Origin of the sequence: Planktomarina temperata RCA23, from assembly GCF_000738435.1 — a bacterium.
Taxonomy (GTDB): Bacteria; Pseudomonadota; Alphaproteobacteria; order Rhodobacterales; family Rhodobacteraceae; genus Planktomarina; species Planktomarina temperata.
The window spans coordinates 642,264-666,002 of record NZ_CP003984.1; the positions used below are offsets into that span (position 1 = coordinate 642,264).

At 55.5% G+C, this 23,739-nt stretch carries 26 protein-coding genes; 19 read left to right on the plus strand and 7 right to left on the minus strand.

Features of this window, described 5'->3' with window-relative positions; genetic code table 11:
- Positions 1-84: 84 nt before the first annotated feature.
- Complete coding sequence (locus tag RCA23_RS03080) at positions 85-1,044, minus strand: L-malyl-CoA/beta-methylmalyl-CoA lyase (protein WP_044049037.1); 960 nt, start codon at positions 1,042-1,044, stop codon at positions 85-87.
- A gap of 286 nt (positions 1,045-1,330) precedes the next feature.
- Here RCA23_RS03080 and dgcN point away from each other — a divergent pair, with 286 nt between their 5' ends.
- From dgcN to RCA23_RS15900, 5 genes are all read left to right on the plus strand, one after another.
- On the plus strand, positions 1,331-2,332 hold the full coding sequence (dgcN, locus tag RCA23_RS03085; RefSeq protein ID WP_044049039.1) for an N-acetyltransferase DgcN: 1,002 nt from the start codon (positions 1,331-1,333) through the stop codon (positions 2,330-2,332).
- 116 nt (positions 2,333-2,448) lie between these two features.
- A complete protein-coding gene (dgcA, locus tag RCA23_RS03090; protein ID WP_044051219.1) occupies positions 2,449-3,411 on the plus strand; it encodes an N-acetyl-D-Glu racemase DgcA in 963 nt (320 codons plus the stop codon).
- 4 nt (positions 3,412-3,415) lie between these two features.
- Positions 3,416-4,276 carry a D-amino-acid transaminase gene (locus RCA23_RS03095; protein WP_044049040.1) on the plus strand — a complete coding sequence of 287 codons (861 nt, stop codon included), beginning with the start codon at positions 3,416-3,418 and terminating at the stop codon, positions 4,274-4,276.
- A 91-nt stretch (positions 4,277-4,367) separates the two neighbouring features.
- Positions 4,368-6,515: an OmpA family protein gene (locus RCA23_RS03100; RefSeq protein WP_044049042.1), complete on the plus strand. Its 2,148-nt coding sequence runs from the start codon at positions 4,368-4,370 to the stop codon at positions 6,513-6,515.
- Positions 6,516-6,539: 24 nt separating this feature from the next.
- The gene (locus tag RCA23_RS15900) at positions 6,540-6,983 is read left to right on the plus strand and encodes a hypothetical protein (protein ID WP_052376996.1); all 444 of its coding nucleotides are present in this window, start codon (positions 6,540-6,542) and stop codon (positions 6,981-6,983) included.
- Here RCA23_RS15900 and RCA23_RS03110 read toward each other — a convergent pair.
- Both RCA23_RS03110 and RCA23_RS03115 read right to left on the minus strand, forming a co-directional pair.
- Complete coding sequence (locus tag RCA23_RS03110; protein WP_044049043.1) at positions 6,980-7,273, minus strand: DUF1244 domain-containing protein; 294 nt, start codon at positions 7,271-7,273, stop codon at positions 6,980-6,982. The two genes, RCA23_RS15900 and RCA23_RS03110, sit on opposite strands and share 4 nt — an antisense overlap.
- A 5-nt stretch (positions 7,274-7,278) precedes the next feature.
- Positions 7,279-8,034 (minus strand): N-formylglutamate amidohydrolase, encoded by a 756-nt coding sequence (locus RCA23_RS03115; RefSeq protein ID WP_044049044.1) that lies wholly within the window; start codon positions 8,032-8,034, stop codon positions 7,279-7,281.
- Positions 8,035-8,120: 86 nt separating this feature from the next.
- Here RCA23_RS03115 and pyk point away from each other — a divergent pair, with 86 nt between their 5' ends.
- From pyk to RCA23_RS03170, 11 genes are all read left to right on the plus strand, one after another.
- Positions 8,121-9,569 carry a pyruvate kinase gene (gene pyk, locus RCA23_RS03120; protein ID WP_044049046.1) on the plus strand — a complete coding sequence of 483 codons (1,449 nt, stop codon included), beginning with the start codon at positions 8,121-8,123 and terminating at the stop codon, positions 9,567-9,569.
- Positions 9,569-9,799 (plus strand): hypothetical protein, encoded by a 231-nt coding sequence (locus tag RCA23_RS03125; RefSeq protein WP_044049048.1) that lies wholly within the window; start codon positions 9,569-9,571, stop codon positions 9,797-9,799. Before pyk ends, RCA23_RS03125 begins: the two co-directional genes overlap by 1 nt.
- Positions 9,800-9,912: 113 nt before the next feature.
- Positions 9,913-10,113, plus strand: coding sequence for a 50S ribosomal protein L35 (rpmI, locus tag RCA23_RS03130; protein ID WP_044049050.1), 201 nt, complete (start codon positions 9,913-9,915; stop codon positions 10,111-10,113).
- 14 nt (positions 10,114-10,127) lie between these two features.
- Positions 10,128-10,490, plus strand: coding sequence for a 50S ribosomal protein L20 (gene rplT / locus RCA23_RS03135; protein ID WP_044049052.1), 363 nt, complete (start codon positions 10,128-10,130; stop codon positions 10,488-10,490).
- Between the two features lie 206 nt (positions 10,491-10,696).
- The gene (locus RCA23_RS03140) at positions 10,697-13,048 is read left to right on the plus strand and encodes a S8 family serine peptidase (protein WP_044049054.1); all 2,352 of its coding nucleotides are present in this window, start codon (positions 10,697-10,699) and stop codon (positions 13,046-13,048) included.
- A gap of 11 nt (positions 13,049-13,059) precedes the next feature.
- On the plus strand, positions 13,060-13,452 hold the full coding sequence (locus RCA23_RS03145) for a hypothetical protein (RefSeq protein ID WP_044049059.1): 393 nt from the start codon (positions 13,060-13,062) through the stop codon (positions 13,450-13,452).
- 97 nt (positions 13,453-13,549) lie between these two features.
- The gene (locus RCA23_RS03150) at positions 13,550-14,494 is read left to right on the plus strand and encodes a lysophospholipid acyltransferase family protein (RefSeq protein WP_430903283.1); all 945 of its coding nucleotides are present in this window, start codon (positions 13,550-13,552) and stop codon (positions 14,492-14,494) included.
- A gap of 111 nt (positions 14,495-14,605) precedes the next feature.
- On the plus strand, positions 14,606-15,679 hold the full coding sequence (pheS, locus tag RCA23_RS03155; RefSeq protein ID WP_044049061.1) for a phenylalanine--tRNA ligase subunit alpha: 1,074 nt from the start codon (positions 14,606-14,608) through the stop codon (positions 15,677-15,679).
- A gap of 33 nt (positions 15,680-15,712) precedes the next feature.
- Positions 15,713-16,438, plus strand: coding sequence for a type 1 glutamine amidotransferase (locus RCA23_RS15905; protein ID WP_052376997.1), 726 nt, complete (start codon positions 15,713-15,715; stop codon positions 16,436-16,438).
- Positions 16,438-18,831: a phenylalanine--tRNA ligase subunit beta gene (gene pheT / locus RCA23_RS03165; RefSeq protein WP_044049062.1), complete on the plus strand. Its 2,394-nt coding sequence runs from the start codon at positions 16,438-16,440 to the stop codon at positions 18,829-18,831. The genes RCA23_RS15905 and pheT overlap by 1 nt, the downstream gene beginning before the upstream one ends.
- Before the next feature lie 187 nt (positions 18,832-19,018).
- Positions 19,019-19,477: an Lrp/AsnC family transcriptional regulator gene (locus RCA23_RS03170; RefSeq protein WP_044049064.1), complete on the plus strand. Its 459-nt coding sequence runs from the start codon at positions 19,019-19,021 to the stop codon at positions 19,475-19,477.
- A gap of 78 nt (positions 19,478-19,555) precedes the next feature.
- On the opposite strand, the gene rpsU is transcribed toward RCA23_RS03170, so the two are convergent.
- Positions 19,556-19,756: a 30S ribosomal protein S21 gene (gene rpsU / locus RCA23_RS03175; protein WP_044049067.1), complete on the minus strand. Its 201-nt coding sequence runs from the start codon at positions 19,754-19,756 to the stop codon at positions 19,556-19,558.
- 102 nt (positions 19,757-19,858) lie between these two features.
- Here rpsU and RCA23_RS03180 point away from each other — a divergent pair, with 102 nt between their 5' ends.
- The 3 genes from RCA23_RS03180 to RCA23_RS03190 all read left to right on the plus strand — a co-directional run bounded on the left by RCA23_RS03180 (position 19,859) and on the right by RCA23_RS03190 (position 22,481).
- Positions 19,859-20,539: a COQ9 family protein gene (locus tag RCA23_RS03180; protein WP_044049068.1), complete on the plus strand. Its 681-nt coding sequence runs from the start codon at positions 19,859-19,861 to the stop codon at positions 20,537-20,539.
- A 36-nt stretch (positions 20,540-20,575) separates the two neighbouring features.
- On the plus strand, positions 20,576-21,544 hold the full coding sequence (locus RCA23_RS03185) for an NAD(P)H-quinone oxidoreductase (protein ID WP_424450414.1): 969 nt from the start codon (positions 20,576-20,578) through the stop codon (positions 21,542-21,544).
- 181 nt (positions 21,545-21,725) lie between these two features.
- Positions 21,726-22,481, plus strand: a complete 756-nt coding sequence (locus tag RCA23_RS03190) for a cell cycle transcriptional regulator TrcR (protein WP_044051223.1) — start codon at positions 21,726-21,728, stop codon at positions 22,479-22,481.
- Between the two features lie 10 nt (positions 22,482-22,491).
- On the opposite strand, the gene RCA23_RS16385 is transcribed toward RCA23_RS03190, so the two are convergent.
- The 3 genes from RCA23_RS16385 to RCA23_RS03200 all read right to left on the minus strand — a co-directional run bounded on the left by RCA23_RS16385 (position 22,492) and on the right by RCA23_RS03200 (position 23,735).
- Complete coding sequence (locus tag RCA23_RS16385) at positions 22,492-22,647, minus strand: hypothetical protein (RefSeq protein WP_169701314.1); 156 nt, start codon at positions 22,645-22,647, stop codon at positions 22,492-22,494.
- A gap of 133 nt (positions 22,648-22,780) precedes the next feature.
- Entirely contained in the window at positions 22,781-23,374 is a 594-nt protein-coding gene (recR, locus tag RCA23_RS03195) for a recombination mediator RecR (protein ID WP_044049074.1), read from the minus strand.
- 16 nt (positions 23,375-23,390) lie between these two features.
- A complete protein-coding gene (locus RCA23_RS03200; RefSeq protein ID WP_044049076.1) occupies positions 23,391-23,735 on the minus strand; it encodes a YbaB/EbfC family nucleoid-associated protein in 345 nt (114 codons plus the stop codon).
- Positions 23,736-23,739 lie beyond the last annotated feature (4 nt).

Genomic DNA, 23,739 nt, shown 5'->3' on the forward strand with positions numbered 1-23,739 from the left:
CGATTTGAAACCTATATGACCCCGGTGGCACCAAAGTGCAACAGAACTGCGTCAGATCGGCAAGTTTTGCCCGACCGCGTCCCTTTAGGCGCTGTTGATCATTTCATATTGTCGAACAATCACTTCGGCTTGTTTGATGGAGGCGATATCGACCAAACGGCCTTTATAGACCGTGGCACCTTCGCCGTTTTCTTTTGCCTGTTGCATGGCAGCGAGAATGTCGCGGGCCTCGGCAACAGCCTCTTCAGAGGGGGTGAAAACCTCATTGGCCAGTGCGATTTGCTTGGGATGGATCGCCCATTTGCCAACCATGCCAAGGGTGGCGGAACGGCGGGCCTGGGCACGGAAACCCGCGTCATCGCTGAAATCGCCAAAGGGTCCATCAACCGGCAAAACCCCATGGGTGCGACAGGCCGCGACGATAGCCGCCTGGGCCCAGTGCCAAGGATCTGACCAATGCTTGCTCTCGCCATGCTGCATATAGTAATTCTCTTGCGTGCCACCGATGCCCGTGGTCTGCATGCCCATAGAGGCCGCAAAATCAGCCGCACCCAAGGACATGGCCACAAGCCGCGGTGAGCTGGCGGCAATCTCTTCGACATGGGCCAGACCTGCGGCGCTTTCGATAATGACTTCAAAGGTGATGGGCTTGCGGCGTCCCTTGGCTGTTTCAATGGCTGTGGCCAAGGCATCGACGGCGTAGACATCAGAGGCACAGCCAACCTTTGGGATCATGATTTGATCAAGCCGGTCTGAGGCGCGCTCCAAAAGATCCACAACGTCGCGGTACCAATAGGGGGTGTCGAGACCGTTAATTCGTACCGAGAGGGTCTTGCTGCCCCAATCAACGTCATGGGTCGCTTGAATGATGTTTTCGCGTGCGCTGTCTTTGTCGCTGGGCGCCACGCTGTCTTCGAGATCAAGATTGATCACATCTGCTGCACTGGCTGCCATTTTTTCAAACAGGGCGACGCGCGAACCGGGGCCGAACAATTGGCAGCGGTTGGGGCGCGCGACAGGGGTGGGTTGCAAACGAAATGACATATTGGACCTCGAGTAAGGAAATTTCAAGATTGGATGGCTTTGCAATATAATCTTGCGCAGGCAGTCGCAAGCGCAATTCTGTCACCCGGAGTGCGGGGATGATTCTGCGACGAATGCTGGCTGGATCGAGAGGAAGAACCAGTAAAAAATATAATCAGCATTAATATTCTAACAATATACTAATTTATCGAATATAAGTCCATCAAACAGTAATTTCCTGCCCAACAATGGGTGAAATTTCGCGATATGTGACGTAGATTGCGCGTAACAGCACTAGGAGATTGCCATGATCCAGACCCCCTATCTATTGTTCCTCGGCGATGCGCCAGATCAGCTCGCCGCCAAAGTTGCCATCGGCATTAAAGATTGGCGCCCTGAGAATGCTGTGGCGCAGTTCCGCATGTCGGGATGCGGCGCGGATCTTGGGATTGCTGACATGTCGTTGCAAGAGGCAAAACACGCGGGGGCCAAGACTTTGGTCATCGGCGTGGCCAATCGTGGCGGGGTGATTTCTGAGGCCTGGAAAACTGTTCTGAAAGAGGCTCTGGCGATGGGCTATGATCTTGCGTCGGGCCTGCATAATTTGCTGCGCGATGAAGCCGATTTGGTGGCAACAGCCGCGAAATATGGCGGTCAGCTGCATGATGTGCGCGTGCCCTCTGTGCAATATCCCATCGCCAATGGCAAAAAGCGAAGCGGCAAGCGGTGCTTGACCGTGGGGACGGATTGCTCTGTGGGCAAGATGTATACGGCGATGGCAATGGATGCGGAGATGCGTCAACGGGGGTTGAAATCCACCTTCCGCGCAACGGGACAGACGGGGATTTTGATCACCGGGGGCGGTGTGCCTTTGGATGCGGTGATTGCCGATTTTATGGCGGGCTCCGTGGAGTATTTAACACCAGATAATGACGCCGATCATTGGGATCACATCGAAGGGCAGGGCAGCCTGTTTCACGTGTCTTATTCGGGCGTGACCATGGCACTCATTCATGGCGGTCAACCTGACGCGCTGATTTTGGGCCATGAGCCCACGCGCAGCCACATGCGCGGCTTGCCGGACTATCAGCAGCCCAGCTTGGAAGAGCTGCGCGATATGGCTTTGGCTCTGGCGCGGGTGGCCAATCCCGCGTGCCAGGTTGTGGGGATATCGGTCAATACCCAGCATATGTCTGAGGCCGAAGCAAAAAGTTACTTGGCGGAAGTGGAAGAGCGTATGGGGCTTCCAACTGTGGATCCCATTCGCATCGGATCCGGCCGCCTGGTCGATGCGTTGATGGCGCTTTGATCCAAAGGAGCGGCGCCTGTCGGCGCCGCACAACTCTATGCCTGTCGCGCGGCGTCGCCGCTTGACAGGCCCGGGCTGCCGCGACAGCCTACGCGGCAAAGGACATAAGGATGGGTATGCGGATCACGGTTCAGCCAGAGACGTTTCAATTGGCGCAGGTTTTTACAATTTCGCGGGGCTCGCGCAGTCAAGCAGAGGTCTTGACCGTTCGGATTGAGAAGGATGGGGTTATTGGCTGGGGCGAATGTGTGCCCTATGCGCGCTATGGCGAGAGCCTGGCTTCGGTGACTGCGCAGATCAACGCGCTGGGCCATATATCGCATGAGGAGCTGGGCGAGGCCCTGCCTGCGGGTGCGGCGCGCAACGCGGTTGATTGTGCTTTTTGGGATTTAGAGGCCAAGACCAGCGCTGTTTCGGTGGCACAGCGCGTTGGCTTGCAAGATCTTCAGCCGCAAATCACCGCCTATACCCTGTCTTTGGACAGTCCGGAGGCCATGGAGCGTCAAGCCCGGCTCAATGCACATCGGCCTTTGCTGAAAATCAAGCTGGGAACGCCTGATGATATGCCTCGGCTTGAGGCGGTACGGCGCGGCGCGCCCAAGGCACGGATCATTGTGGACGCCAATGAAGGATGGAGCGCTGAGGTATACTCAGATCTCGCGCCGCATTTGCTGCGCCTTGGGGTCGAATTGGTCGAACAGCCTTTGCCAGCATCAGAAGATGACGCGCTTTTGGGCCTTGAGCGCCCATTGCCGATTTGTGCCGATGAGAGCTGCCATGATCGGAGCTCTTTGCCGCATATGCGTGGGAAGTATGATTATGCCAATATCAAATTGGATAAGACAGGCGGCTTGACCGAAGCCTTTGCCCTGCGCGATGCGGCGTTGGAGGCGGGTTTTGGTTTGATGGTGGGGTGTATGGTTGGCAGTTCGCTGGCGATGGCTCCAGCAGTGCTTTTGGCGCAGGCCGCACAGTTCACCGATCTTGACGGGCCGCTGCTTTTGGCCGAAGACCGAGATCACGCTTTGAAATTTGACGCAGACGGTGTGCACCCGCCCGTCGCAGCCTTGTGGGGATAGACCAATGACACGCACCGTATATGTAAACGGCAAGTATTTGCCGGAAAATGAAGCGACGGTTTCAATTTTCGATCGAGGCTTTCTTTTCGCCGATGGCGTCTATGAGGTGACGTCGGTTTTGGATGGGAAGCTTATTGATTTTGATGGCCATGCGCGGCGTTTGGCGCGTTCACTGGGCGAGCTGGGCATGCGCAATCCGATTGCGACCGAAGATTTGCTTGAGGTGCACCGGGAGTTGGTCCGAGCGAACGGCATCGTTGAGGGGCTGATCTATTTGCAGATCACTCGCGGCGCGGCTGCTGATCGCGATTTTGCCTATCCCAGTGAAGACACGCCGCCGACCATCGTTTTGTTCACACAAAATAAACCAGGTCTTGCGGACAGCCCGATGGCGAAGACAGGCATTAAGGTGATCTCTATTGAGGACCAGCGCTGGGCCCGCCGGGACATCAAGACCGTGCAATTGCTCTATCCTTCCATGGGCAAGATGATGGCCAAGGCCGCCGGCTGTGATGATGCTTGGATGGTTGAGGATGGTGCTGTCACAGAAGGCACCTCGAACAACGCCTATATCGTTAAAGGTGGCAAGATCATCACTCGGCATTTGTCGAATGACATTTTGCATGGCATCACCCGTGCCGCGGTGTTGCGCTTTGCCCGTGAAGCGCAAATGGAAGTGGAAGAGCGCGCCTTCACAGTGGCCGAAGCGCAGGATGCAGATGAGGCCTTTTTTACATCGGCTTCGGCCTTTGTGATGCCTGTGGTTGAGCTGGATGGTGCGGCGATTGGGACCGGTGCACCGGGGCCTGTGGCCACACGGTTGCGGGAAATCTATCTTGATGAGTCGCGCAAAGTGGCAATTTAATCGCATATCCTAGATGCCCGATGGCGGTGCGCCCGCTTTCTCTTGCTCGAATCTATGAAATACAGTTTGTTAGCCGAGCAAGGGTATTGTTGTGGCTTTCAGAACGAAAATTGGATTAATCGCGTTTTGCGTGGGATTGAGCGCTTTGGGATGGTTGGCCTACTCCAGTTGGCTGAACCGCATTGAAGCGCGCATTGCCCAACGGGTCACGCTAGACGGGCTTGAGCTGGACCATCCGTTGCAAATTTCGGTCAATGGTCGCGTGGTTACAGTGTCAGGATGGGTCAATTCTGAGGCAGAGCGTGCCCGGGTGTTGCGTCATTTGCACCCCCATGGGCCAGATATCACTGTGGCAGATCGCATGTCGGTGTTGGCGGAGGCCCGCCCCTATGTGACACAAATCATCCGCGATGCGCAGGGGCTGCGGGTGTCAGGCTATGCCCCCAGCCAAGCGGCGCTTGAAGCGGTCGCGGCGCAGATTGGGGCAGGCGCTGCCGATTTGCAATTGGCCTCTGGCATATCCCAAGCGCGGTGGCGGGGGGCCATGGAAAGCGCCATCAAAAGCCTTTCGCATTTGCACTCTGCTACATTACGGCTTGAAGACAGCCAGCTTCATTTGACCGCCACGGCGCGATTGCCCGATGATGCGCAAGCGGCGCGTGCGGCTTTGCCGGCGGGATATGACAGCCAAGTGGAGATTGAGGTTCTTGACGACGGACAGCCCTTTGCGCTGTCGGTGCAGCTCTCACAGGGCCAGCTGACGGCCATGGGAAAATTTCCGACGGGCGTATTGCCGCAAATTGTACCGGAAGACATCGGCAGGCCAGCGCGGGCGTTGCGCATTGAACAGGCGAGAATTGACGATGCTGACGGCCAGTTTACCCAAGCCCTGCGGGCCGCTTTGAGGGCTATGGCACAGGTGCAATCAGGCCAGCTTGAAGTGTCAAAGGAGAGAATTGAGATCACGGGCCTGGTCAACCGTGCGGGGCTATTGCGTGCTGAGCGCGCTTTGCGGAAAAGACCTGCGAACACTGAGCTGATGCGCCGCCTGGAAATTTACGATGACGGCCAGCCGTTCTACCTCTTGGCGGAATTTGACGGCGCCGAAGTTCAGTTTCGCGGTAAGATCCCCTATGGGGTGAAGCTCTCTGCTTTGGCCACACGCTTTGAGGCACAGCGCTCCGAAAATTTGGTGCAGGCGGAGATCACGGACGGCGCGCGCGATTGGACAGGCGCCTTGGTTGCGGGTTTGGCTGGTTTGCGCGAGATGCAACATGGCCGTTTGATGGTGGCGCCGGGATCGCTTCACCTGTCGGGCACCGTAACCACGCCTGAAATACAGGCGAAAATCGAGGCGCATTTGGCGCAAAAGCCAGCGGAATTTTTGCTCACGCGCCGGTTTGATCTGGTGGATGATGGCACGCCGCCGGATTTCACACTTGCCTATGATGCCCAAAGCGGCGCACGCCTGTCCGGGAAATTGCCCAAGGGTTTGGATGCCGCGCAGATTACTCAGATTTTGCAGCTGCCCTATATTGAGGATACGGCCCAGGTGGGTTTGATCGGACGGGCGGATTTTACGCGGCAGGTCTTAAGAGTTCTGGCGGATTGGCTGCGGCACTTTGAGCAGTTTGAGTTCCAGTATTCTGCAGGGCAGCTGGCCCTAAAGGGTGTGGCTGCGCCGGGTGTGGCAGCTGAGGGTTTGGCTGCAGCTTTGTCGTCGCGGTTTGTGATTGCCACTGAAATTTCGGAGGCTGGGCCGAGCGCGGATATCGGCGCAGAGCGCATTCATGCCCGAAGCGGGCTTTTGGAGCGCCGAGAGCCTGGGGCCTGGGTGCCGGTCTATAGTTTTGAGCCGACAGCCGCGCGGTGCAGCGCTGCCACATCGACTATTTTGGAGCAGGAACACCTCAGGTTCGGGGAGGGTCTTGCGCTCTTTGATGTCAGCGCCGCGCCCGCATTGGCGCATTTGGCCGGGGTGATTGGTCATTGTTTGCGAAACTCTGCGCTGCGTGTTGACGCGGTCGATCATAGTTTTTCGATGCAAAGCGAGGCGGAGAATGACCAACTCAGCCGGGCACGGGCCAGGGCTTTGGTCGCGGCATTAACCTCGCGCGGCCTGACCAAAGAGCGCATTCAGCCAAAGGGATTCGGAGATCGCAGGCCGCATGATACGCAACAGCTGTCCTTTGCGCAGCCTGCGGACCGCATTGAATTCATTTGGGACGAGCAGCCATGAAACGATCACAGGGGGCGCGCGCGCATGTTTGAAGGTTGGATGTTTCTTGTGACCGAAATTTGGGTCCTGCTTGTGTTGGCGGGTCTGTTGGGGTTGTTTTGTGGCTGGATCATCTGGGGATTTGGCAAGAAAGGCAGAGCGCTTAACCCAGAGGATGCTGCCGTCGCGGGTAAAACTCTCCCGCCTTTGGAGCCCCAAGCGGAGCCGGGCCCGCCTGCCTTACCGCCGGGCTTTGATTTAGACAATACACCCGATGATCTGCGGCGGATTAGAGGTATTGGTCCAAAAATCGAGGCGCAATGTCATCGGCTCGGCATTTATTCCTACGCGCAAATTGCCGCTTGGACTGCTGAAGATATTGCCCATATTGATGCACAGCTGCGTGGATTTGAAGGCCGGGCCAGCCGAGACGATTGGGTGTCTGAGGCAAAAGCCTTGATGGTTGAGAAAGGCCAGTCTCAGTCCTAGTCGTGGCTCTTGGCAAATTTTGCCTGGGCGTCTGGGCTGGCTTCGGTTTGATGCGCGTCTTTCCAGCGCTCAAACGGCATACCATAGAAAGTTTCGCGCGCCTCTGCTTTGCTCATTTCAACACCAGCCTCTTGTGCCGCTTCCTGATACCAACGCGACAGGCAATTGCGGCAAAATCCTGTAAGATTCATCATATCAATGTTCTGCACATCCGGGCGGTCTTGGATGAGATGTTGCTGCAGGCGGCGGAAGGCGGCGGCTTCAAGTTCTAATTTTAGTTGCGCGTCCATAGGGGTCATCCTTGTGATGGGGGGTGCGATTGCACCTCTGCCAGGGCCGATTGTAGGAGGGGCGCCAAAAGCGCGGCCCAAACTTCTTGGTCCTTGGAAGTTTCGATTAAATCATTTCTGACTTCAATCAAGATATTGAGCCGTCCCTGACGCAGGGCGTGGCGATCGATGCTGTCGCCGGGCAAATGCCCATCATAGGGCTCATTGATGCCAACGGTCAGATCTCCACGCGCTTGCAATCGTGCGATAAACGGATCGGCCAGGCGGCGGTCGTCGGCAAAGAGGATGCCGATGTCCCAAGGCCGTTTTGGCCGGCCGACAAGCTGCGGCGTGAAGGAGTGAATGGCAACAATGGCAGGGTCGGATGCAGCGAGCTTGGCATAGGCCGCATGATAGGGGCGGTGATAGGCCTCGAGCCGGCGCGTAATTTCAACCGCATCGGCGTTGCGATTTGCAGGAATTAGGCTGCCGTCATAGAGCTTCATGAGCAAAGTAGGATCATCTTCTCCACGGTTGGGATCAATCACCAAGCGGGAGAAATTGCTGCATAAGACGGGCGCTTTTAGGTGCCTTCCCAGCGCAAGGCTAAGCCCTTTGGCCCCCACGTCGTAAGCAATATGGCGGTTCATATCATCGGCCGGCAATCCCAGGCTGCCGTTGTTTATCTCCGGCGGCACGCGATTGGCTGCGTGATCACATGTAATAAGCCATGGCCCTTTATGTTCGGGTCCTGTAATGGAAAATGGGTATTCGTCGCTCATGCCCCCTCTTAGCTGAGTTGCACAGGGATGTGAATTGGGGCATTAGGGGCTCAACATGATAGCGGTAACATAAAAGAGTTCTTTGCATGAAACGTGATAGAAACGTAAAAATCGTCGCCACACTGGGTCCGGCGTCAAATGATTATGACATGATCCGGGCTTTACACGAGGCGGGTGCAGATGTGTTTCGTCTGAATATGTCCCATGGGGATCATTCGGAAATTGCCGCACGCCATGCGATCATTCGGCAGGTTGAGAAAGATCTGAACAGTCCAATCGCGATCTTGGCTGATCTGCAAGGACCAAAGCTGCGGGTTGGAACCTTTGAAAAGGGCGAAGAAGATTTGCTCACCGGAGCAGCTTTTCGTTTAGACTTGCAAGATCTTCCGGGTGATATCAATCGCGTGACCCTCCCGCATCCTGAGATTTTTCAGGCGTTGGAGCCGGGTGCACGGCTCTTGGTCAATGATGGCAAGATTCGCCTGAAGGTGCAAAGCTGTGGCCCTGATTTTGCGGAATGTGTGGTCGAAGCTGGCGGCATGATTTCAAACCGCAAGGGTGTGAACGTGCCGGATGTGGTTTTGCCGCTCAAAGCCCTTTCTGCCAAGGATAGGGCAGATCTGGAGTTTGCCTGCAATTTGGGCGTCGATTGGCTGGCTCTGTCCTTTGTGCAGCGCCCTGAAGATGTCTATGAGGCGCGTGCTTTGGCCAATGGTCGGGCTGCTGTTTTGTCGAAGATTGAAAAACCTGCGGCAGTGACGGCCTTTGATGAGATTTTGCGCGTTAGCGACGGGATCATGGTAGCACGCGGCGATCTGGGGGTCGAGCTTCCGGTGCAGGCGGTTCCGCCTATCCAAAAACAATTGGTGCGCAAATGCCGGGCGGCTGCAAAGCCCGTGATTGTCGCCACGCAGATGCTGGAAAGTATGATCGAAAGCCCCATGCCGACCCGCGCTGAGGTCAGCGACGTTGCCAATTCGATCTATGAAGGCACAGACGCGATCATGCTTTCGGCGGAATCGGCTGCCGGTCTATTTCCCATTGAAGCGGTCACCACGATGAACAATGTGGCCATCGAGGTCGAGCGTGACCCAACCTATACGGCGATTTTAGAGGCCAGTCGGAGTGTGCAGGGCAAATCTGTGGCCGATAGCATTGTGGCGGCTGCGCGGGAAATTGCCGAAACGACCGATGTTAAAGCGATTGCATGCTTTACCTCGTCGGGCACAACTGCCAGTTTAACCGCGCGGGAACGTCCACGGGTGCCGATCATTGCTTTGACGGCAAATATCAGTACCGCGCGGCGTTTGAGCCTGACCTGGGGCACGAATTGCGTGATCACCGGGCCGGTAGATCGCTTTAAGACGGCGGTTGTGGCGGCCGTACGGGCCGCAGTCAGCCAAGGTTTTGCCGAAGAGAGCGATCAAATCACCGTGACAGCTGGGGTTCCGTTTAACCAAGCTGGAACAACGAATATTCTGCGCGTTGCGCCTTGTGAGGAGCGGTTGATCTTCCGATCTGAACCGGACAGCTAATGGATTCAAATTTGGCTTTAATGATCGCCGGTGGCATTATTTTATCCATATTTGGTGTCATTAGTGCGCTCAATGCGTCGATTGAGGACCGCTCGGCACGTTTGGGGCAAGGTCTGTTTATCCTGGGGATCGGGATGGTGGCTTGGTCATGGATCATGGCGCCCGATGGGCTGACACTTTCTGATATTCCGCAGGCCTTTTTGATCGCTTTGGTGTCTTTGGTGAAATAGCATTTACCGCTTGCTCTTGCAGGCATTCGCGCCTAAAAGCCAAGCTCTAACGCGGGACCGGCCAAAAGTGGCATGCCGAGTCGCGCGCTCACGTTCTAAAATAGGAGATCGAAATGCCCAAAATGAAGACCAAGTCGAGCGCAAAAAAGCGCTTCAAGGTGTCAGCGACCGGTAAGGTCATGGCGGCACAAGCTGGCAAACGCCACGGTATGATCAAACGTACTCGTAAATTCATTCGTGACGCCCGCGGCACGACCACTCTGTCTGCTCCTGACGCGAAGATCGTCAAGAGCTACATGCCCTACGACCGCTAAGGAGGTTCACAGAGATGTCACGTGTTAAAGGTGGGACAGTAACCCACGCCCGTCACAAGAAAATCATTAAAGCTGCCAAAGGCTATTCTGGCCGCCGGAAGAATCTGTTCAAAACAGCGACCCAGGCCGTCGATAAGGCCAACCAATACGCCACGCGCGACCGGAAGGCCCGCAAGCGTAATTTCCGTAGCCTGTGGATCCAGCGTATCAATGCAGCATGCCGGAGCCATGATGAGACTTTGTCTTACAGCCGTTTCATCAACGGTCTGTCCTTGGCTGGTATCGAAGTGGATCGCAAAGTTTTGGCTGATCTGGCCGTACACGAACCTGACGCTTTTGGCGCAATCGTGACCAAAGCGCAGGCTGCGCTGGCTTAAACCAGCCTTCAACAGAATTTGGATGCAGCCTCGGAGTGACTCCGGGGCTGTTTTCGTTTTTATTCCGGCGGTGCCAGTCGGTTAGATTATTTTACTAAAATTTTTGACAACTGCGTCCCGGAGGGTTAACCTCTTATATATTTTAAAGATTTATTTTGTCACCCATCAGGCTGTGACGCTAATTTTATTCAGAATTTGGATTTCCTATGGTTCGTTTTATTTCAGCTCCTATTTTATACTGCATGGTTTCTACGGTGCTTGTTCCAATCAGCGCCGAAGCTCAAGACTTTAAGCGTTCATTCTGGCTGCACAGTGCATTGGCCCAAGCGACTGAGACTCGACAGGCGCCGTTCACCGTGTCGCTTGCCTCTGGTCTCAATAGTGTGATCGGCAATGCGGCAATGGCCGGCATTGGGTTGTCTGTGGTGGGCGCCCTTGCTCTGGGCCAAACGGATCAAGTCTCGGGCGCTGGGGGAAGCCTGTCGCAAAACGCGCTTCCCACGGGCGATTACCGCGACACGACGCAAGGGGCCTATGGCACCGAATACCGCTACAATGCCAATTTGGCGCAATTAAATGTATTGCCGCTCAACAATTATGGTTACGACGGAACTGGGATCAATGTCGCGGTGGTGGATTCTGGTATCGACGCCAGTCACCCTGAATTTCTGAATTCGACGATCCGTGGCTATGATTTTTCCAATAGCGCAACTGGCTATGGTGGCGATCCAAATGGGCATGGAACGCATGTGGCGTCGATTATTGCCGGTGATGCGGATGGTACCGGAATGCGCGGGGTGGCCTATGATGCCACTCTTTATTCTTATCGGGTAGATGCAGATGGGGACGGAACTTTTGAAGCGCTCAACACCGATTCTCGAACTGCAGCTGTTGCGCGCCGCCATATCACGGACAATATTCAAGTCTCAAACAACAGCTGGGGCAGGAAAGGGGACGTGACCAGCTATACGAACAGCCAAGTGCGCAGCTCTTATCGTCTTAGTATTGCGGCTTTTGCTGATGCGCAGGCGGCTGGCACGCTCTTCGTTGTTGCGGCGGGCAATTCTGGCAATTCTGAGGTGTCCATAGATGGCGGGTTGCCTTATCATGCGCCTGAGCTTGTTGATGCTTGGCTGGTGGTTGTTGCATCAGATGAGAATGGAGTGGAAACCGGATTCACCAATCGCTGCGGCGTGGCGGCGGCTTTTTGTGTGACGGCTCCGGGCAATCGAGTTCTGGCGGCTGATGCGGGAACCACTGGCTATGTCTCCTTGAGTGGCACGTCTATGGCCGCGCCTTTCGTCAGCGGACTTGCGGCAGCTTTGATGGAAAAATTCCCAAACCTCACACCAAAACAGATTGCCACACGGATCAAAACCACCGCCTCACTTGCGCCTCTTAAGGGTTTTTTTGGCGAGACATTGGCGAATGACGGGACCGCCGCTATGGAGGCAATTTTCGGTCACGGTTTGGTAGATTCTGGCGCTGCCGCCGCTCAGATTGGCAATTTAACCTATGCTTTGGGACCTGACGTGAGCCGGGGTCAGGACTTGAGCCAATCAAAACTAGCGCTCCCGGCCGGCGTGGGGCGCGATCTGGCCAAACAAATCATGGCCGATGATTTTGTAGTGTTTGATTCCTTTGATAATGCCATGTTCACCGTTTCAGGATCCCAGGTCTTTGAAGCAGCGGCTGCGGGCTTTGTGCCGAGCTACGGTGCAGGTTCCGCAACAATTGATGCGATAGGTGGCAGCGTTAAGGCCCGTCGTGCCTTACACAGCCAGCCAAAAGAACAGCTGATTTTCAGCTTTTTGCAGCAGGGAGATACTCCAATCACTGCGGATTATTGGCAGGGGATGGCGGCTTTATTCGCGCCGCAACCCTTCGTGGTCCCGGCCGCTAAGCTGCGCATGAGTTGGGAGTGCCGCCAGGGTTCCATATCATCTTTGATGCCGTTTTTATCTTTTGGCAGCGGCGCTTTAGGGCAAGGGTCGGATCGATCTCTTGAGATTGGTTTGGCAAGTAAGGTTCGGCTTGGCGGGGCGATAGATCTGATCTCTTCGATTTCAGTTGGCGAGCAGGCGATTAATTTCGGTCTGGACGATCAAAGCGATCTTATCGGGCTTGTGAAAGCTGAATTCGGGGTGAACGCAACTCTCAACGCGGCCAATCGATTTTTCTTGCGCTATGAACAAAGCCGATATTCCGACAGGGCGGCCACTGAGTCTGACTTTGGCATGTCCGCGGCGCGGGCAGACAGTTGGATGATGGGTGTCGAAACGCAGCTACCGGAGGCGGATTTAACGGTGGGTGTGCGAAATGACTACGCATTGTCACAGGGGACCGTGTCGCTCATGACGCCGGCCAGCATGTTGAAAGATGGGACAATTCTATATGATCATAAATCATATGGCCTTGACCGATCTGTGCGGCTGCGCCCCTTCGTGGCGGTGCAGCATGACACATACGGCGGGACGCTGAATTTTGGGGCACGTTTTGGCTCTTGGGACAGGTCAGATTTGGAGGGGGTCGAATTAAGCTTTTCGCGTCAATTTTAACGTCTGCCTTTTTGCTCAATTGCAGCGCAGATCCGCAAGCCAATGATTTTGGCTTTGTGGAATGGACAATCACATCTGATTTTCTTCCTGAGGGACAACGTCTGACCGCAGAGCAAATACGGGATGTGCAGGATTGCTTGGATTTGCCCATCTCGGGAGAACCCACGGTCTACGCCAGCAATATTCTTGGCAACGCAGCTGTGGAAGGTGAATTGACGATTGAGCACTTGGACGCCAAGGGCGCAGAGGTCATTGTGACCTACAAACAGGGCTCGGGAATGGGGGCCACGGTGCTCAACCAGCGTTTGATCATGCTGAACGTGCCGAAGGATGTGTCGGTTAAAAGCTTCAAAATCATCTATCCCGAGCCGCTTGCTGTCAAAAAAACTATGCGAAGAAAATGACGCTAAGATTTCCCGAAGCGCTCGCAATACTCCAAAGGTCACTGCATATTTTGCCCTTCAACCTTTCCTCAGGGCGCTGTGCTTTCCAGGGCTCTTGATGTTGGAGATCGCGCCTTACGGCGCTTTTACCCTTGGCGGGTCGCTCGAATTCCATCATACGACGGTGATGATTTCGCGTTTGGTCAAAACCCTGTGGCAGCACGTCCGCTATATCCCGCTGCTGTCAGCCTTAACCATCTCCCGTGGTCGCGCTTTTGACCGCCGAGCTCAGGCTTTTGGAGGGTTGGTTGGTCTCTTGGTCCGATTCTTTCCCTTGGCACGCCGGCGCGTTGAGGCTGAATTGCGGCGTGTTTATCCGGATATGCCGCGCCGGGAGCGCTTGGATCTGTGCCGAAATATGGGCCGCAACATGGGGCGCACCCTGTATGAAATCCTGCATTGCAGCGAATTTCAAACCCTACACCACCGCAACACCGTGTCCGGCCAGGGGCTTGAAGCCCTGCAAAAAGCTCATGCAGAGGGAAAGGGGGCCATCATCGTCTCAGGCCATTTTGGCCAATGGGAGGCGGTGCGCTCAACACTCAAGTCATTGGGGCTAGAGACAGGCGCTGTCTATCGACCGCAAACCAATCGACATTATGAGCGGCGCCTCTATTCGGGCATCGCAGCTGGCGGGCAGCCTATTCTGGCCACTGGGAAAATTGGCACCCGCGCCCTGGTGCGCCATGTGCAATCTGGCGGTTTCATCGCAATTTTACTGGATGAGAAATATCCCGATGGGGAACGGTTGCCGTTTTTGGGACAACCGGCGCTCACCGCTCTGGTCGCGGCGCAATTGGCGATCAAATATGATGTACCGCTGGTGCCTGCTTTCGGCACCCGTATGGAGGATGGCACAAAATTCTCTGTAGAATTTGATGCCCCTATTCCCGCCACGGATAGCATCACGATGACCCAGGCCTTCAATGACAATCTGTCAGCGCGCATCTTGGCCAACCCCGATCAATGGTATTGGCTGCTCGGACGTTGGAAGGGCGCCTAAGTCATCTCCCAGGGCTCTAACCCACGGCGAGACCGGAAGTTTTGCGCAAGCGCCCTTGCTCGCGCCGCATAATCTCGCTAGCACGGGGCGCAATATAATTTGGAGGATCCGATGGATGATCTGCGCGAAAAATATTTAGCCCTCATTTCAGCGGCGGCCGATGAAGCTGCGCTGGAAGAGCTGCGCGTTCAAGCTGTTGGGAAGAAGGGTGAGATCAGCCTGCAAATGCGATCATTGGGTAAAATGTCGCCCGAAGAGCGGCAGGTGGCCGGTCCGGCGCTCAATGCTCTGAAAGATGAGGTTAATTCTGCCCTCACGGCGCGCAAATTTTCCATGGCGGATGCGGCTTTGGAGGAGCGTTTGAAGTCCGAATGGTTGGATGTCACGCTGCCAGGGCGCCAGAGGCCGGTGGGGACCATCCACCCAATTTCCCAAGTCTGGGAAGAAGTCACCGCAATTTTTGCCGATATGGGATTTTCCGTGGCTGAAGGGCCGCAGATTGAAACCGATTGGTATAATTTTGACGCACTCAACATGCCCGGGCACCACCCGGCCCGCGCAGAGATGGACACCTTCTATACCCACAGAGCCGAGGGCGATGACCGCCCGCCGCATGTGCTGCGCACCCATACCAGCCCGGTTCAAATCCGCTCAATGGAAAAAATGGGCGCGCCGATGCGGGTGATCTGCCCTGGTCGGGTGTATCGGGCAGACTATGATCAGACCCATACGCCAATGTTTCATCAGGTCGAAGGCTTGGCGCTGGACACAGATATTTCCATGGCCAATCTGAAGTGGTGCCTCGAAGAATTCGTGAAAGCCTTCTTCGAAGTGGATGATGTGGAGTTGCGGTTCCGCGCCTCGCATTTCCCCTTTACGGAACCTTCCGCGGAGGTGGATATTCGTTGCTCGTGGGCCGATGGGCAGCTCAAAGTGGGCGAGGGTGATGATTGGCTTGAGATTTTGGGCTCGGGCATGGTGCATCCTAAAGTATTGGCGGCCGGTGGAATTGATGCGTCGAAATACCAAGGCTTTGCGTTCGGCATGGGCATTGATCGGATCGCGATGCTGAAATACGGCATTCCGGATTTGCGCGCCTTCTTTGACAGCGACCTGCGCTGGCTGCGCCATTATGGTTTTGCGGCGCTGGATAAGCCGGGGTTGGTCAGCGGGCTGAGCCGATGACGCCGATCCAGGGGGCGTTGTGGGCGTGACCTCATGACCCGAATTTTGATTGTCGATTCTAATGGGCCGGGATTGCCGGCTTTGGGGCCGGGCTTTGCTGCGGTCTTGCAGAAGCTTTCGGGGAGCATCACCTGCAGCCTTTGCGCGCCCTATTTGGGGCAGGCCCTGCCTGACGAGGTATTTGACGGGGTGGTGTTTACCGGGTCAGCTGTGGCCTGGTGTGTTGATGCGCCGGAGGGGCAGGCCCTGCGGGATATCTGGAGGCAAGTGACCCGTTGGCAGGTGCCGATTTGGGGCTCTTGCAACGGCATGCAGCTGGCCGCTTTTATGCTGGGTGGCATATGCGCCGCCTCGCCTCGTGGCGATGAAGAGGGGCTGGCGGAGGCCATCACTTTGACTGACATCGGGCGGGAACACCCTATGATGCAGGGCCGAGCCAGCCAGTTTCGCGTGCCTTGCGTGCATCGCGACGAGGTGCAGCGCCTGCCCAATGGGGCGGTTCTTCTTGCTGGAAACGCCCATTCGCCGGTGCAGGCCTTTGCCTATGAAACCGCGGACATCAGCTTTTGGGGCACGCAGTATCATCCCGAATTTTCACGCGCAGACGTCGCAACTTGGCTGGCGGATCGCGGCAAATCATTGCCCGACAGCGAAGAGCAGGATGGGCAGGGCGATCTAGCTCTTGCAACCCGGACGTTGGAATTGCAAAACTGGCTGGCACATGTCACATCGCGCCAGAGAACCACAGGGGCAAAGTAATGAAATTCACACTGTCTTGGTTGAAAGACCATTTAGAGACCCAAGCGAGCTTGGATGAGATCACATATGCTTTGACCGACCTTGGTCTAGAAGTCGAAGGGATTGAAAACCCAGCAGCGAAGCTGGCGGCTTTTACGATTGGCAAGGTGACAAAGGCGGAAAAGCACCCGGATGCGGATAAGCTGCGCGTCTGTCAGGTGGAGACAACGGATGGTGTGACGCAAATAATCTGCGGCGCCCCAAATGCGCGCGAAGGCATCACAGTGGTCGTGGCGGCGCCAGGGGTATATGTTCCGGGCATTGACACCACAATTGGTGTTGGCAAGATCCGTGGTATTGAGAGCTTTGGCATGATGTGCTCCGAACGCGAGATGGAGCTGAGCGACGAGCATGATGGGATCATCGAGCTGGCGCATGGCGAGGTCGGGCAAAGCTATGCCGATTGGCTGGCGCAGAACGATCCGGCGCGTGTCGATCCGGTGATTGAAATCGCCATCACGCCAAACCGCCCTGATGCCCTAGGCGTGCGCGGCATTGCTCGAGACCTGGCGGCGCGTGGATTGGGCAAATTGAAAGATCGCGATGTGACGCCGGTGCCGGCTGAATTTGTCACTGATTTCTCAGTCTCAATTGATGAGGATACGCTGGACGGCTGTCCAATTTTCTGCGGCCGCGTCATTCGCGGGGTTAAAAATGGCCCAAGCCCAGATTGGTTGCAACAGGCGTTGCGGGCCATCGGTCTGCGGCCGATCAGCTTTCTGGTGGATGTCACCAATTTCTTCACCATGGATCGCAACCGGCCGTTGCATGTGTTTGATGCCGATAAAATTGCTGGAAATTTACGGGTGCACCGGGCCGCGGGTGGCGAGGAAATTGCGGCGCTGGACGAGAAAACCTATCAGTTTTCCGAAGGTCAAATGGTGATCAGCGATGACGCTGGCGCGCAAAGCATTGCTGGGATTATGGGCGGGGCTGACACGGGATGCTCCGACGATACGGTTAACGTCTTCGTCGAATCGGCCTATTGGAACCCGGTGCAAATTGCCTATGCGGGCCGTGCGTTGCAGATTAATTCTGATGCACGCTATCGGTTCGAGCGCGGGGTGGATCCCGCCTTCACGCTTGAGGGCTTGGAGCATGCGGTGCGGATGATCGTAGATCACGCCGGTGGTGAGGCCTCCCAGGTGATCCAAGCGGGCGCTGTGCCCAATACCGAACGGGCTTTCAAATTAGATGTGGAGCGGGTTAAGTCTCTGGTGGGTATGGATATTCCAGAGCGGATGCAGCGCTCAACATTGACTGATCTTGGGTTCCGTCTTGAGGGCGATATGGCGCATGTGCCAAGCTGGCGCCCAGATGTGATGGGCGAGGCGGATTTGGTGGAAGAGGTCGCACGCATGGCCTCCTTGACCAAACTGGTGGGCAAGCCCTTTGCGCGCGTGGATTTGGGTGTGCCAAAGCCGGTGTTGTCCCTGTCCCAAACCCGCGAGCAAACCGCCCGGCGCATGATTGCTGCATTGGGCTATAATGAATGCGTGACCTATAGCTTTATTGACCGCAAATCGGCGGAAATGTTCGGCGGTGGCGCAGATGAGACCATGCTGTCTAATCCGATCAGCTCTGAGATGAGCCATATGCGCCCGTCACTTTTGCCCGGGCTGCTACAAGCGGCAGCGCGCAATCAGGCGCGCGGTATTTACGACATGGCTTTGTTCGAAGTGGGCCCGGTCTGGCATGGCGGCGAGCCGGAAGATCAAGAAACTTTGGCCTGCGGACTCTTAGTGGGCCACACCGGCCCCAAAGATGTGCATGGCACCCGCCGCGCGGTTGATATCTATGATGCCAAAGCGGATGTGGAAGCTGTGCTGCAGGCGATTGGCGCCCCATCTAAGGTGCAGTTTCAGCGCGGCCTGTCTGATTGGTGGCATCCCGGCCGATCCGCACGCATGGCATTGGGCAAGACCTCTCTGGCCGGCTTTGGGGAAGTTCATCCCAAAATCCTTGCGGCTTTGGATGTTAAGGGTCCGGTCGTGGCCTTTGCGGTACATACAAAAAATATTCCGGTTCCAAAGTCCAAATCGGCGACACGCCCGGCCTTGAATATCTCTGATTTGCAAGCGGTGGAGCGTGATTTTGCCTTTGTTGTGGATCAATCGGTCGAGGCGATCACCTTGGTGAATGCCGCCAAAGGGGCCGATAAGGTGCTGATTGACGATGTGCGCGTCTTTGATGAGTTTTCTGGCGGCTCTTTGGCGGCAGGATTGAAGTCTCTGGCGGTGACGGTCCGGTTGCAACCCAAAGATGCGACATTGAAAGATGCCGATATTGAGGCGGTTGCAGAAAAAATTGTTGAGAAAGTGACCAAAGCCACCGGCGGCAGCCTTCGCGGGTGACCGTTGCCCAAGCCTGGACTTTAGCGTCGGGTTTGGGATCTTGACCACATCTACTTGACCTTTCCAGTGTCCAGTCCCAAGCCATAGCGCCTTGGGCATTATTGAACTGTTGTGATTATACCCATTTGAGCCTAGGGTGGTAAAAATACCCTCCTTTTGGCGACAGTTCGAGAGATTTGGCGAAGATATGAAACTAGACGCTACAGATCGTCGATTATTATCAGTTTTGCAGGTCAAAGGCCGCATTTCGAATTCGGATTTGGCCGATCAGGTCAATATGTCCGCTTCCGCCTGTCATAGGCGTGTCGGCCGCCTGGAGGCTGAAGGCTATATCCGCGATTATGTGGCGCTGGTGGATCCGCGCAAAGTGGACCGCCGCACGACCGTGTTTGTGGAGATTACTTTAAGCGGGCAAACGGAAGATGTTTTGGTGGCCTTCGAAAAGGCAGTGGCGCTGATTCCCGATGTCTTGGAGTGTCATTTGATGGCCGGCAGCGCGGATTATTTGCTTAAAGTCGTGGCGAAAGACACGGATGATTTCGCCAAAATTCATCGTACCTTTCTGGCCAAGTTACCCGGTGTCACGCAAATGCAGTCAAGCTTTGCGCTGCGCACCGTGTTTAAAACCACCGCACTTCCGCTTTAGGCAACAAAAAACCCCCACGTAACGCGGGGGTTTTCATGTGTTTCGGAGCGCGTAGCCCAGAGCAATGATTTACATCATTTACCCTTCACGTTCAGCTTTCTTACGCGCCAGCTTACGGGTGCGACGGATGGACTCGGCCTTCTCGCGTGCATTTTTCTCGGATGGTTTCTCGAAATGTTGCTTGAGCTTCATTTCACGAAACACACCTTCGCGTTGTAGCTTTTTCTTCAAAGCCCGAAGGGCCTGATCGACATTATTGTCGCGAACACTAACCTGCATGTGGTTTTCACCACCTTTCTAGTTTAAATTGCAAAATCGCAGGAGGCTGCTGAATAGCGCAGGCTTGTTGCTTTGTCTAGCGGCCAGATATTTGGGGGATCCATGAAAGTCGAACAACACTTATCAGAACTTCTTGCAGCGATCCTGCCCCATGTGGTGTTTGATGGCTGGTCGCAGACCAGCTTTGATTGCGCAGTGGCGGATTTGAAAATGGACCCGGGTTTTGCGGCCATGCTCGCGCCGCGCGGCGCGCTGGATTTGGCCGTTGCCTATCATCGTCAAGGCGATGCACAGATGCGCGCGGCCTATCAGGGCTCATCGACCGACTCATTGAAAATAAGAGAAAAAATTACATTGGCGGTGCGCCTGCGACTTGAGGCAATTGCGGATAAAGAGGCGGTGAGGCGCGCCACCTCGCTCTTTGCTTTGCCGCAACATGCGGGCGAGGGAGCCAAGTTGATATGGGGAACGGCCGATGACATTTGGGATGTCTTGCAAGACAGCTCGCGTGATGTGAATTGGTATTCAAAGCGCGCGACCTTAAGCGCTGTCTATGGTGCAACGGTGTTGTTTTGGCTGGGCGATGAGAGCCCGGGCCATGCGGCGACCTGGGCGTTTTTGGATCGGCGCATTGAAAATGTCATGCAAATCGAACTGGCCAAGGCAAAGATTCGCGACAACAAGCCTTTGAGTGCCGCTTTGGCGGGGCCGCTATGGCTTTTGGGAAAAATCAAGGCCCCCCAAATGCGCGATGATTTGCCCGGCCGGGCGTCTAAGTTTTAGTCTGCAATTTTGTAAAGGAGGGCACCTATGTCCCAAATGACGGCTGTTGAAATAACGGCGCCCGGCGCAGCTGACGTGTTGCAAGTCACCACGCGCCCCCGTCCGCGCGCAGGTCATGGGCAGGTGGTGATTGCCTTGGCTTATGCCGGGGTCAATCGGCCCGATGCGCTACAGCGTGCCGGCCTTTATAACCCACCTGCAGGTGCCAGTGATCTGCCGGGGCTGGAGGGGGCAGGGATCATTGCCGAAGTGGGTGCGGGCGTGACCGAATGGGCCGTCGGCGATGAGGTTTGTGCGCTCTTGCCCGGAGGCGGATACGCAGAGTTTGTCGCCACCTCGGCCCACCACTGCTTGCCTATTCCGCGTGGCTTGAGCCTGAAGCAAGCCGCTTGCCTGCCGGAGACCTATTTCACCGTCTATTCCAATGTGTTTCAGCGCGGCGCGTTGCAGGCTGGAGAAAAATTTTTGGTGCATGGCGGCTCATCAGGCATCGGAACAACGGCCATTCAATTGGCGCATTTATTCGGGGCTAGGGTCTTTGCGACCGCTGGATCAGAGGCAAAATGCCAAGCGTGCAAGGACCTTGGGGCAGAGCGGGCGATAAATTATCGTCATGAGGTCTTTGAGGAGGTGCTTAAAGCCTATGGGGGTATGAACCTCATTCTTGATATGGTCGGCGGATCCTATATTCAGCGCAATCTCAAATCCTTGGCCGATGACGGGCGTTTGGTACAGATCGCCTTTCTGCAAGGGCCGAAGGTGGAGCTTAATTTGGTGCAAATGATGACCCGCCGTTTGACGTTGACGGGCTCAACCCTGCGACCGCAAAGTGATCTGGCCAAGGCTAAAATTGCGCAGGCCTTGCATGATGAGGTCTGGCCGCATCTGGCGGCTGGGCGCATTGCCCCGATCCTCGACAGCACATTTCCGCTGGCTGAGGCCCATAAGGCCCATGCGCATATGGAAGCCAGCCAGCATATCGGTAAAATCGTTTTGGAAATTTGAACTCCGCGCATTGATCATAAATAAGGGCTGATGGTCCTGCGGGGGCTTTCCCTTTCCTGCGCAAGGGATTATACAGCTTTCAAGTTCCCCAAACATGGTAACTCGTCCCGCCAAAACCCGGGACCGCCGCGAGGCGTTGAGGAAGCTATGTCTGGGATTAAAGTTTAGGATGGAGGCCGAAATGGCAAAACCAATTATGGCAAAGGCCACCGCAGTTTGGCTGGTGGATAATACAACCCTCAGCTTCAAACAAATTGCTGATTTCGTTGAAATGCATGAGCTTGAAATTCAAGGCATTGCCGATGGGGATGTGGCTGCGGGCGTAAAAGGCTTCGATCCAATTGGCAACAATCAGTTGACACAAGAAGAGCTGGATAAGGCGCAGGCCGATCCAGCGCATAAGCTGACTTTGAAGTATTATGCCGCCGCTGTCGGAGAAGAAAAACGCCGTGGTCCGCGCTACACGCCGCTGTCCAAGCGTCAAGACCGCCCAGCGTCGATCCTTTGGTTGGTTAAGTTCCACCCGGAGCTTTCTGATAGTCAAATTTCGAAACTTGTTGGGACAACAAAGCCCACCATTCAGGCCATCCGCGAACGGACCCATTGGAATATTACCAACATCAACCCGATTGATCCGGTGGCCTTGGGCCTGTGTAAGCAGTCAGAGTTGGATGCTTTGGTGCAAAAGGCAAATGCCAAGAAATTGCGTGATGGTGAGGCGATGTCTGACGATGAGCGCCGCCGCCTGGTCAGCACCGAGCAAAGCCTTGGAATGCCCGAAGAGCCGCGCATTCCAGCCGCTATTTCAGGGCTGGAAACCTTCACCCTGGCCGATGCGCCAGAGGAGGAGGAAGACGAGCGTCAGCATGGTGATTTGTTGGATGCCGACAGTTTCTTCAATCTGCCAAGCGGCGATGGTGAAGAGCAGCCGGGTTGAATTGAGACTCTTAAATACAAAAAATCAAGGCGGCTTCGGCCGCCTTTCTTTTTGCCGATGCAGAGGTTTTGCTTAAAAAGACCTCCGCATAACCCAGCCGACAAACCAAAACATTATGCCCGGTGGCAACACCGGGCTGCGCCAGCCTGCCCCCCGGCAGGCGCATTCACCATCTGGGTATACTGGCATATATGGCTATAGCTCAGATTTTCCGGTAATTTCACCATCGCTCATATGCGCCCGCCCAGGCCGGCGCAGCCCTCATTGCGTGGTGAACTGGCGTTATGCAGAGGTCTTGCTTAAAGCGTTTTGCGTGCCCGGAGGGCCGCCGTGATCGTCCCATCGTCCAAATAGTCCAGCTCACCGCCAATTGGCACGCCCTGAGCGAGGGTTGAGACGCGTACATCGCCCAGTTGATCGGCGATATAATGGGCGGTGGTTTGCCCGTCGATGGTGGCATTGAGGGCTAAAATCACTTCGGTGACATTCTCATCGCGGACCCGGCGTAACAGCCGAGGAATGCGCAACTCATCGGGACCAATGGCATCTAGTGCCGAAAGGGTTCCGCCCAGCACATGGTAGCGGCCCTTGAACATATGGCTGCGCTCCATGGCCCAAAGGTCAGAAACTTCCTCTACCACACAAATCTCGCCATTCTCGCGTTTGGGATTTTGGCAAATGTCGCAGGTATCGGCAGTGCCGATATTGCCGCAATTTAGGCATTCGCGGACGGTGACGGCCACCTCAGCCAAAACATCCGCCAGAGGCGTCATCAACAGTGCACGTTTCTTGACCATATGCAGAACCGCACGCCGCGCCGAACGCGGTCCAAGCCCCGGCAGCTTGGCCATCAATTCGATCAAATGGTCGAGATCTTTGCTGCTGTTGCTCATGGATTGGGCCTAAGGGTTAAAAGGGCAGTTTCATATCCGTCGGCAGGCCAAGGCTTTGCTGCAGAGCTTTCATTTCCGATGCGGATCTGTCTGCCGCTTTGGCCTGTGCGTCTTTAATCGCGGCAAGGATGAGGTCTTCGACCACTTCTTTTTCGTTCGGATCAAAAATGCTGGCATCGATATTTAAGCCGGTCAAAACGCCCTTGGCATTTGCCGTTGCAGTCACCAGCCCGGCGCCGCTTTCGCCTGTGACCGAAATATTTGCCAGATCATCCTGCAATTGGGTCATTTTTCCCTGCATTTCCTGAGCTGTCTTCATCATTTTGGCCATATCGCCTAGGCCGCCGAGACCGTTTAGCATTGTG